Origin of the sequence: Rathayibacter sp. AY1F8 (assembly GCF_002932165.1) — a bacterium.
Taxonomy (GTDB): Bacteria; Actinomycetota; Actinomycetes; order Actinomycetales; family Microbacteriaceae; genus Rathayibacter.
Map to the genome: position 1 here is coordinate 1 of NZ_PSVB01000040.1, position 8,744 is coordinate 8,744.

Here is an 8,744-nt window from a genome sequence, read left to right on the forward strand (position 1 = left end):
GCCCCGGTCCGCTCCCGCCCCGCTCCGGCTGGCGGACGCCCCCGCCGCGCAGGAGAGCCGTCGAACTCGGGAGATCACGACCGGACGACCTCCACGTGGTTCTCGTTCTCCGCCGCCCGCCGCCCGCAGCGTCCGTCGGCACTCTCCTGCCCCGTCCTCTCCGGCCCTGCTCTGTCCTCTCCTTCCACGTCCTCTCCTGCCCCGTCCGGTCAGGAGCGTCCCGCCGCGGCGACCGCTCCACGCCGCCCTTGCCTCCGCCCGTGCCTCCGCCCGTGCCTCCGCCCGTGCCGCCGCCCGACCTCACCGGATGCCGCTGCGCGCGAACCCCTGCACGAAGTAGCGCTGGAAGCACAGGAACAGCAGCACCATCGGCAGCACCGACACCAGCGCCAGCGCCATGCTCGCGCTGTAGTCAGGCGTCGACTGGCCCTTGAGGTAGAGCAGGCCGATCGGCAGCGTGAACAGCTCGTTGTCCTTCAGTGCGATCAGCGGCCAGGCGAAGTCGTTCCAGCTGCCGAGCAGAGTCAGCAGGATCAGGACGGCGATCAGCGGCTTCGAGAGCGGCAGCACGATCTGCAGGAACACCCGCAGGTGGCCGGCGCCGTCGATCCGCGCCGCCTCGATCAGCTCCTCCGGGATGGAGAGGAAGAACTGCCGGGCGAGGAAGATCCCGAAGGCCGCCGCCGCTCCGGGCAGGATCACCGACCAGTAGGTGCCGTAGATATGCAGTCCGGTCACGAGCTTGAACTGCGCGACCATGATCGCCTGCACCGGGATCATCATCGTGGCCAGTGCGAGCAGGAACAGCAGGTTCCGCCCCGGGAAGCGCAGCCGCGCGAAGCCCCAGCCGGCCAGAAGGTTCACCACGACGGTGAACACCGTGACGAACGCCCCGATCACGACCGAGTTGACGAACCACTCGCCCACGGGGAAGCGCGCGAACACCGTCGCGAAGTTCTCGAACGAGATCTCGCTCGGCCAGAAGCGGGGCGGGCCGGGCGCGAACACCTCGCCGCGCGGCGAGAAGGCGATGACGAGCATCCAGTACAGCGGGAAGAACACGACCGCCGAGGCGACGATCGCGACGACGAGGCGGACGACGAGTCCGGAGCGGGAGCCGTCGCGGCGAGAGGGACGCCGGCGCGGGGTCTCGCGGGCGGTGGCCGCGGCGACCGCGGCGGGCGTGGTGACGGTGGAGGACGACATGAGGGCTCCTAGTCGACGAGGTCGCGCGTGCGGCTCGTGCGCCACTGCAGGTAGGTGAAGGCGAGGGAGACCAGCAGGATGACGACGCCGAGCGCGGCGCCGTAGCCCTGCTCGCGGACCTGGAAGCCGTTGCGGTACGCGTAGGTGCCGAGCACCGACGTGGAGAAGCCGGGGCCGCCGCCCGTCATCACGAAGACGATGTCGAAGACCTGGAACGAGGCGATCACGTTCATGATCAGCAGGAAGAAGGTGGACGGGCCGACCAGCGGCACTGTCAGTGCGCGGAACTGCTGCCAGCGCGTCGCTCCGTCGATCCGCGCGGCCTCGTAGAGCTCGGGCGAGACGCTCTGCAGGCCCGCCAGGTAGATCACCATGTTGAAGCCGATCCGCAGCCACACCGCGGTCAGCATCACCGAGATCATCGCCGCGGAGCCGTCCGACTGCCACGCGACCGGCGAGGCGCCCAGCGAGCTCAGCACCTTGTTCACGATGCCCGAGGACTCGCTGAAGATCGTGACCGCGATCATCCCGGAGGCGACGCCCGAGATCACCAGGGGCAGCACGATCACCGTGCGGAAGATCCCGCGCGCGGGCAGGACGGAGTTGAGCAGCACGGCCAGGCCGAGGCCGCCGGCGAGCTCGAGCGGCACGGTGACCGCGGTGAAGAGGAGCGTGTTGCCCAGGCTCTGCCAGAACACCGGATCGGCGCCCATCCGCAGGTAGTTCGCGAAGCCGACCCACTCGGGCGTGCCGAAGCCGCGCGACTCCTGGAACGAGAGCTGGATCGCCCAGAGGATCGGCACGAACAGGAACAGCGCCATCAGGAGCAGGTTCGGGCCGACGAAGCCGAAGCCGGCGAGGGCCTCGCGCCTGCGGGCCGACCGCGGCCGGGCGGAGGAGCCCGCCCGGCCGCGGAGGGTGGTGGCGGTCATCAGCTGGTCGCCTGCTGGATGGCCGCACCGAGGCCGGAGAGGGTCTCCTCGGTGCTGCGTCCGCCGACGAACGCCTCCTCGAGCTGGTCCTGCATCGCGACGGAGATCTTCGCGAGGAACGGCGAGGTGAGCTGCTGCACGTCCCGCGGGGTGATCGTCGCGGCCTGCTCGACGAACACGGGCATCACGTCCGGGCGCACCGCGAAGTCGATCGACGCGGGGTCGATGTCGGACCGGGTGGGCAGCTCGTTCGTCGCCGCGCAGAACTCGGCCATGGTGTCGGCCTGCGTCATGAACGAGAGGAACTCGGTCGCGAGCTCCGGGTTGTCGGTGTCGGCCGTGGCGACGAGGGCGTTGCCGCCGAGGTCGGTCGCGCCGCGCTCGTCGACGGGCATCGGCGTGGCGGTCCACTCGAAGTCGGCGAGGTCGTCGATGTCCGGCACGAGGAAGGACCCGGCGAACGCCATCGCCGCGGTCTGCTCCGTGAAGAAGGAGTCGGCGTAGGTGGCGGACTTCACCGAGCTGGTCGGCGGGACCCAGTCGTTGTCGAAGAAGCTCTTCGTGAAGTCCAGGGCCTTCGCACCGGCGGCGGAGTCGATCGCCGGAGTGGTGCCGTCCTCCTCCAGCAGCGTGCCGTCGGCCTCGAACAGCCAGCTCAGCCAGCGGGGCGTGCCGCCGAGCTGCCAGTTGTAGACGAACGGGTACTGCTCGGCGGGCAGGCTCGCGCGCAGCTTCGCGGAGGCGTCGGCGAACTCCTCCCAGGTCCACGCCTCGTCGGCGGTGGTCGGCACGTCGGTGATGCCGGCCGCCGCGAGCAGCTGCGTGTTCACCAGCAGCGCCGACACGTCGGTCTGGTGCGGGACGCCGTAGGGCTTCCCCTCGAACGAGACGGCCTCCTGGAACGCGGGCGTGAAGGAGTCGAAGTCGTCGATCCGGTCGGTCAGGTCGAGCAGCTGCTCCTGGCTGGAGTAGACGCCGAGGTTGCCGTAGTCGACGCGGAACACGTCGGGGGCCTCGCCCGACGACAGCTGCGCGTCGATGTTGCTGAACATCTGGTCGTAGGGGACGACGTTGAGCTCGACGCTCGCCCCCTCGTGCTCGGCCTCGAAGTCGGTGATCAGCGACTCGAAGGCCGCCTGCTCGGACTCGCTGGCCCAGGTGGTGAAGGTGATCGAGTCGGCGTCGGCCGAACCGCCGCCTCCTCCTCCGAAGCCGCTGCAGCCGGTGAGGGCGGCGGTCGACGCCAGGACGGCGGCGAGGGGGATGAATCGTCTGCGCATGGGTGGTCTCCTGCTGTGAAGGGTCGGACGGGGGCGGGGTCGGAGGGCCGCGTCAGGCGGGGCGGCGGAGGGCGGTCTCGACGAGCGAGACGAGGCCGTGCGGGCCGAGCTGGCCGGCGAGCAGGTCGAGCGGAGTGGGGACGGGCAGCGCCGAGGCGGCGCGGCCGAGGCGGGAGGCGGGCACGGGGGCGGCCTCGCGCTCCTCCGGCTCCGGGTCGGCGAGGGCCAGCGCGACAGTGGCGGCCACGTCCTCGACCGCGCGGACGCAGCCGAAGCGGACGATCCGCTCGTCGTCGATCAGGGCCTCGCCGTAGCCCGCGCGGAACGCCGAGCGCTGCACGTCGCTGATCGGCCGCGAGTAGATGACGCCCAGCTCGATCAGGAGCAGGTCGGCCTCCCGCGGGGCGACGGTGGCCTCGTCGAAGTCGATCAGCCAGGGGCGGCCGCTCTCGTCGATGACGACGTTGCCGGGATGTGGGTCGCCGTGGAGGGGCACGCGGGAAGTGGGCGTGCGGGCGCGCTTCAGCCGCCGCTCGGCGCCGGCGAGGGCGTCGAGGCGGGAGCGGTTACCGCGCCAAAGCGCGGTGAGGAGGGGGCGGGACTCCGGCTGCGCGTCGATCCTCTCGTCGGTCTCGGCGAGGAGGTCGGCGAGCGGACGGCGGACGCGGCGGATGCCCCGCCGCACGGGAGGCGCGAGGGTCGGCGGCTCGGCGTCGTGCACGGAGTGCAGGACCGCGCCGAACCCCTCCCAGTCGAGGGCGTCCTCGCCGGAGTCGACCGCGTCCTCGCCGAGGATCCACGGCGCGACCGAGACCCGCAGCCCCCGGTCCTCCGCCCAGGGGCGCCCGTCGGAGGCGCGGTGCGGCGCCGCGACGCCCGGCACCCCCGCCTCTCCCAGCGACGCCGAGAGCGCGAGTCCGAAGCGCCCGTCGCGGGCCGACGCCTTGACGCTCCACAGCGCCCCGGAGCCGTCGGCCGCGCACCAGACGCGCGCTCCGTGGTCGAGTCCGCCGACGACGGGCTCCAGGTCGACGAGGCCGACGCCGAACTCGCGGCGCACCAGAGCGCGCGCCCAGGCGCCCGCCTCCTCGATCGTGTCCATCCCGCTCATGCTGACGTGCGGGCGCCCCGCGAGCAGGTGCTTGCGCGATCGGTGATCGTAGGCATGGGTGCGGGCTGAGCCGCGTCTCAGGCTCGCGCTCCGGGCCGCCCGACGAGGAACCACGCCATCGACCCCAGGAAGGGCGCCACCACGACGGCGATCGTCCACAGGCCCTTCCTCAGGGGATCGAGGCCGGAGCGGAGGACCTGCGCGACCGCGAGGATCGCGACTCCGAGATACGCGGCCCCGCACAGGGCGGCGACCACGCTGGTGCCGAGCAGTGACATGTCCATCGCCCGACGCTACGCGCGGCGCGGCGCTGCCGGATCCGCCGCGGGGCGGAGACTCCCGGCGATGCGCAGCGGGCCTCGCTCAGCGGCCGAGGACACCGGTGATCGTCCTCGCGCCGTCGGCGGGGAAGAGGGCGAGCCGCTGCTCCGTCCCCTGCTGCCGGACCGTGAGAACGGGAGCCGTGAGCGCGTGACCGTGGTGGTAGCCCGTCACCGACTCGGGGGCGTCCCCGGCGGTGAGGGGCAGGAACGCGATCGGCGAGAGGTCCGCGTCGGCACGGAACAGCGAGAGCGCCCTCGCGGTGACGACGGCCAGCAGCACGGGGTCCGGCTTCGCCGCGCGCAGCGCCGGGAGGTCGACCGCGGCTCCGGCGACCGCGAGCGTCCGCAGCGAGGCCAGTGTCTCCGGAGTGTTCAGCACCGCGGTGACGCCGCCGTCCGGATGCTCGGCCCGCAGCCTCTCGAGGATCGGTCGGGACCACCGCTCCTCGACGCGCCGTCGGATCCCGAAGCCGAGCCCCGCGACGATCACCGCGGCCACCGCGAGCACCACGCCCCACCCTCCGTAGAGCTGGAACGCCCGGGCGCCCGACCACGCCGCCGCGACGACCACCGTCGCCCCGAAGAACGCCTCGCTCCCGAGCGACCGCAGCCGGGTCGACTGCACTTCCTGCGTCACGAGCGCTCCTCCGGGTCGGGCGGACCTCCGGGCGGGATCACGTCAGCGCATGATCGCACCGGCGCCTGCGGGTCGGGCGGGGATCCGTCCCCTCGCGCGCGAGGCCGGCTCAGCGCCCGCGCCGCGCCCGCGGATCGGTGAGGAGCCGGACCGGGGGGAGGTCGGCCAGGTCGGGGGACACGAAGCCGAGCACGTCGGAGTGGTGGTCGGCGGAGGCGCGGCGGAGGAAGGACCAGCACTTGAGCGAGGACGGGCGCCGGTCGAGGGGGAGGGGAGCGGCCTCCACGATGACCACGGTGGCGGAGCGGTGCAGGATCCGCACGGGCACGCGGCTCTCGCGGCCGTCGACGGTCCAGCTGGAGACGCCGCGGATGCGGCCGTCCTCGCGGTCGACCCCGACGGTGAGGACGCTCCGGAAGTCGTCGGACGCGGCGCCCATTCCGATCTGGAAGTCGCCGTCGGCGCCGTCGAGCACGAAGGCGACGTCGAGTCCGCGGCGGTGCCGGACGGTGAAGGTGGCGAGCAGGGGACCGCTCCCGAACCTCGGGGCCTCGTCGCGGGCCTGCCGGACACGCTGCTCCGCGTCGTCCCTGTCCATGGAGCCACTCCTGCCGTCCCGGCGGAGCGGGGCCCGCGCGCCCGTCGAGCCTAGGGGGAGCGGGGCGGCGTCAGCCCGCGCGAGGCAGCGTCACCCGGAACCGCGCTCCCACCGGTCCCTCCTGCGCCACCAGGTCGCCGCCGAGCGCCCGGGCCAGCCCGCGCGCGATCGGCAGGCCGAGGCCCGAGCCGCCGTCGGCGCGGTTGCGGGCGTCGTCGAGGCGGACGAGGCGGTCGAAGACGCGCTCACGGTCGGCCTCGGCGATGCCGGGGCCGTCGTCGTCGACGGTGATCGTGACGGAGTCGGCGGCCGCCTCGACGGCGACGTCGATCCGGGAGCGGGCGAAGCGGGCGCCGTTCTCGAGGAGGTTGCCGAGCACCTGGGCCAGCCGGTCGGCGTCGGCGCTGACCCGGAGCGGCTCGGCGGGCCGGTGCAGCTCGATCGCGAGGCCCGGGCGGCGCAGCTCCTGGCGCTCGATCGCGGCCTCGGCGACGCCCGCGGGGTCCAACGGACGCGACTCCACAGCCAGGCCCTCGTCCAGCCGCGCCATCAGCAGCATGTCCTGGATGAGGCGGCCCGCGCGCAGCGACTCCCGCACGACGTGCACCGAGAGGCGCTCGCGCTCCTGCTCGCCGCCGTCGCCGCGGACGAGCGCGTCGGCGGCGGCCTGGATGCCGGCGACCGGCGTCCGCAGCTCGTGCGCGGCGTCCGAGACGAACGCGCGCATCCGCTGCTCCGCCGCGAGGGCCGTCGCCTCGGCGGCGAGGGCACTGCGCTCGGCCTGCTCGAGGTCGTCGAGCATCTCGTCGAACGCGGTCGCGGTGCGGCCGAGCTCGGTCCGCGGACGGGAGGGGCGCAGCCGCCGCCCGCGGTCGCCGTGCGCGATGTCGCGGGCCACGTCGGTCATCCGCTCGAGGGGCCGGAGGGTCGCGCGGACCACGACGATCAGCGCGAGGGCGGCCAGCAGGAGGAACACGGCCGACGCGGCGAGCAGGATCCCGTTCAGCTGCGCGAGGGTGCTGCCCACCGATCCGGCCTCGCTGGTGAGCTCGAGGCGGGTGCCGTCGCTGAGGGTCGACTCGAGGGTGATCAGCTCGTCGTCGGCGGCGACACTGCTCGAGACGACGGTGACGGCGGCGGAGGCGGCTCGGGGCGGGACGGCTCCGGAGGAGGAGCTCGTGCCGGGCGGCGACGGCGGCTCTCCGAGCTGGTCGGCGGCTCCAGGGCCCAGGCGCAGCTGCTCCGGGCTCGGCCCGGCCACGACGTCCTCGCCCTCGGGGCTCGTGATCCGCACCGAGACGCCCTGCGCCGAGAGGCGGGAGGCGAGGGCGTCGTCGGCGATCGTGCCGACCAGCGCGGCGGCGGCGGAGGCGCGGTCCTGCAGCCGCTCCTCGATCTGGTCGCGGAGGCGCTCGCCGAGCACCGCCTGCACCGTCGCCGAGAGGGCCAGGAGCAGCACGGCCAGCAGAGCGAGCACGGCCAGGACGGTGCGGAGGCGGAGGGAGCCGGTCCGCAGCGCGCCCGGCTGGGCGCGGCTCACGCCTCCACCCGGTAGCCGAGGCCGCGGACGGTGTGCACGAGCCGGTCGCCGTGCGCCTCCATCTTCTTTCGGAGGGAGCTGAGGTGCACCTCGACGAGGTTCGGGTCGACGTGGTCGTAGCCCCAGACCTGCGTGAGGATCTGGGTCTTGGTGAGGGTGCGGCCGCGGTTCCCGGCGAGGAAGGCGAGGAGGCGGAACTCGGTCGCGGTGAGGTCGAGGGCGACGCCGCCGCGGCGGGCGCGGCCCGACTCCGGGTCGACGACGAGGTCTCCGATCTCGACGACGGACGGGATGCGGCCGCGGCGGCGCAGCACGGCGGTCACGCGCTTGACGAGCTCGGCGAGCACGAACGGCTTCACCACGTAGTCGTCGACGCCCTCGTCGAAGCCGCGGAGGCGGTCGTCGACGGCGTCGCGGGCGGTGAGCATGATCACGGCCGCGTCACTGCTGCGGCGGATCCGCTCGGCGAGCACGATGCCGCTCGGGCCGGGGAGCATCCAGTCGAGGATCACCAGGTCCGGAGCGAAGGTGCTCAGCTCCTGGGCGAGGTCCTCGCCGGAGACGAGACCGCGGACCGTGAAGCGCTCGCTGCGCAGCGCGGTCTCGACGGAGGAGCGGATGGCGTCGTCGTCCTCGATGAGGAGCACACGGGCGGAGGAGGGCATGTGCTCGAACCTAGGGGCCGCGGATCGGGGCGCACCCGGCGTCTGCTGTGGAGGGTCTGTTCTTAAGTCCGGCTTCAGATTCGCCTTCGAATCTGAGATGGAACCGGCCGCAACCGATCCCGAACGGGGTCGGCACCGGGCCGGAACGAGGAGACACCCATGACCGAGTCGACCACCCCCGCCGAGAAGGGCTCGAGCTTCGGGCCGCGCCGTCCGAAGAAGCGCGCCCTGACCATCGGCATCGCCGTCGGCGCCCTCGGACTCGTCGCGCTCGGCTCGACCGCCGCGTTCGCGGCGACGCCGTCGAGCACGCCGACCTCCAGCGCCACACCGCTGCACTCCACCTCGACCGACGCGCCGTCGACCGGTGCGCCGTCCACCGGTGCGCCGTCTACCGATGCGCCCGCCGAGGGCACCGCTCCCACCCCGCCCGGCCCCGGCCGGTGCGGCCC

General features: G+C 73.5%; 10 protein-coding genes. 1 reads left to right on the forward strand and 9 read right to left on the reverse strand.

The genetic code is table 11. The features are described 5' to 3' along the window. Nucleotides 1–300: 300 nt before the first annotated feature. The 9 genes from C5C35_RS16445 to C5C35_RS16485 form a co-directional block, all read right to left on the reverse strand. Nucleotides 301–1,206 carry a carbohydrate ABC transporter permease gene (locus C5C35_RS16445; protein ID WP_104263599.1) on the reverse strand — a complete coding sequence of 302 codons (906 nt, stop codon included), beginning with the start codon at nucleotides 1,204–1,206 and terminating at the stop codon, nucleotides 301–303. An 8-nt stretch (nucleotides 1,207–1,214) separates the two neighbouring features. Beyond that, nucleotides 1,215–2,138: a carbohydrate ABC transporter permease gene (locus C5C35_RS16450; RefSeq protein WP_104239656.1), complete on the reverse strand. Its 924-nt coding sequence runs from the start codon at nucleotides 2,136–2,138 to the stop codon at nucleotides 1,215–1,217. After that, nucleotides 2,138–3,418 (reverse strand): sugar ABC transporter substrate-binding protein, encoded by a 1,281-nt coding sequence (locus C5C35_RS16455; RefSeq protein WP_258069092.1) that lies wholly within the window; start codon nucleotides 3,416–3,418, stop codon nucleotides 2,138–2,140. Before C5C35_RS16455 ends, C5C35_RS16450 begins: the two co-directional genes overlap by 1 nt. Before the next feature lie 52 nt (nucleotides 3,419–3,470). Next, entirely contained in the window at nucleotides 3,471–4,520 is a 1,050-nt protein-coding gene (locus C5C35_RS16460; RefSeq protein WP_104263600.1) for an aminoglycoside phosphotransferase family protein, read from the reverse strand. 86 nt (nucleotides 4,521–4,606) lie between these two features. Next, nucleotides 4,607–4,813, reverse strand: coding sequence for a PLD nuclease N-terminal domain-containing protein (locus C5C35_RS16465; RefSeq protein ID WP_104225196.1), 207 nt, complete (start codon nucleotides 4,811–4,813; stop codon nucleotides 4,607–4,609). Nucleotides 4,814–4,892: 79 nt separating this feature from the next. Continuing rightward, nucleotides 4,893–5,489, reverse strand: a complete 597-nt coding sequence (locus C5C35_RS16470; protein WP_104263601.1) for a hypothetical protein — start codon at nucleotides 5,487–5,489, stop codon at nucleotides 4,893–4,895. Nucleotides 5,490–5,598: 109 nt separating this feature from the next. Further along, nucleotides 5,599–6,087 (reverse strand): hypothetical protein, encoded by a 489-nt coding sequence (locus C5C35_RS16475; protein ID WP_104227448.1) that lies wholly within the window; start codon nucleotides 6,085–6,087, stop codon nucleotides 5,599–5,601. Between the two features lie 70 nt (nucleotides 6,088–6,157). After that, nucleotides 6,158–7,627, reverse strand: coding sequence for a HAMP domain-containing sensor histidine kinase (locus tag C5C35_RS16480; RefSeq protein WP_104263602.1), 1,470 nt, complete (start codon nucleotides 7,625–7,627; stop codon nucleotides 6,158–6,160). Next, a complete protein-coding gene (locus C5C35_RS16485) occupies nucleotides 7,624–8,292 on the reverse strand; it encodes a response regulator transcription factor (protein WP_104263603.1) in 669 nt (222 codons plus the stop codon). Before C5C35_RS16485 ends, C5C35_RS16480 begins: the two co-directional genes overlap by 4 nt. A gap of 159 nt (nucleotides 8,293–8,451) precedes the next feature. On the opposite strand from C5C35_RS16485, the gene C5C35_RS16490 reads away from it, so the two are divergent. Continuing rightward, on the forward strand, nucleotides 8,452–8,744 hold a 293-nt coding region (locus C5C35_RS16490; protein WP_374953126.1), incomplete at its 3' end, for a hypothetical protein.

Excerpts from the sequence above, each read along its gene's own strand:
- C5C35_RS16445 (WP_104263599.1), bottom strand. The coding sequence starts at position 1,206 with ATGTCGTCCTCCACCGTCACCACGCCCGCCGCGGTCGCCGCGGCCACC.
- C5C35_RS16450 (WP_104239656.1), bottom strand. The coding sequence starts at position 2,138 with ATGACCGCCACCACCCTCCGCGGCCGGGCGGGCTCCTCCGCCCGGCCG.
- C5C35_RS16455 (WP_258069092.1), bottom strand. The coding sequence starts at position 3,418 with ATGCGCAGACGATTCATCCCCCTCGCCGCCGTCCTGGCGTCGACCGCC.
- C5C35_RS16460 (WP_104263600.1), bottom strand. The coding sequence starts at position 4,520 with ATGGACACGATCGAGGAGGCGGGCGCCTGGGCGCGCGCTCTGGTGCGC.
- C5C35_RS16465 (WP_104225196.1), bottom strand. The coding sequence starts at position 4,813 with ATGGACATGTCACTGCTCGGCACCAGCGTGGTCGCCGCCCTGTGCGGG.
- C5C35_RS16475 (WP_104227448.1), bottom strand. The coding sequence starts at position 6,087 with ATGGACAGGGACGACGCGGAGCAGCGTGTCCGGCAGGCCCGCGACGAG.
- C5C35_RS16485 (WP_104263603.1), bottom strand. The coding sequence starts at position 8,292 with ATGCCCTCCTCCGCCCGTGTGCTCCTCATCGAGGACGACGACGCCATC.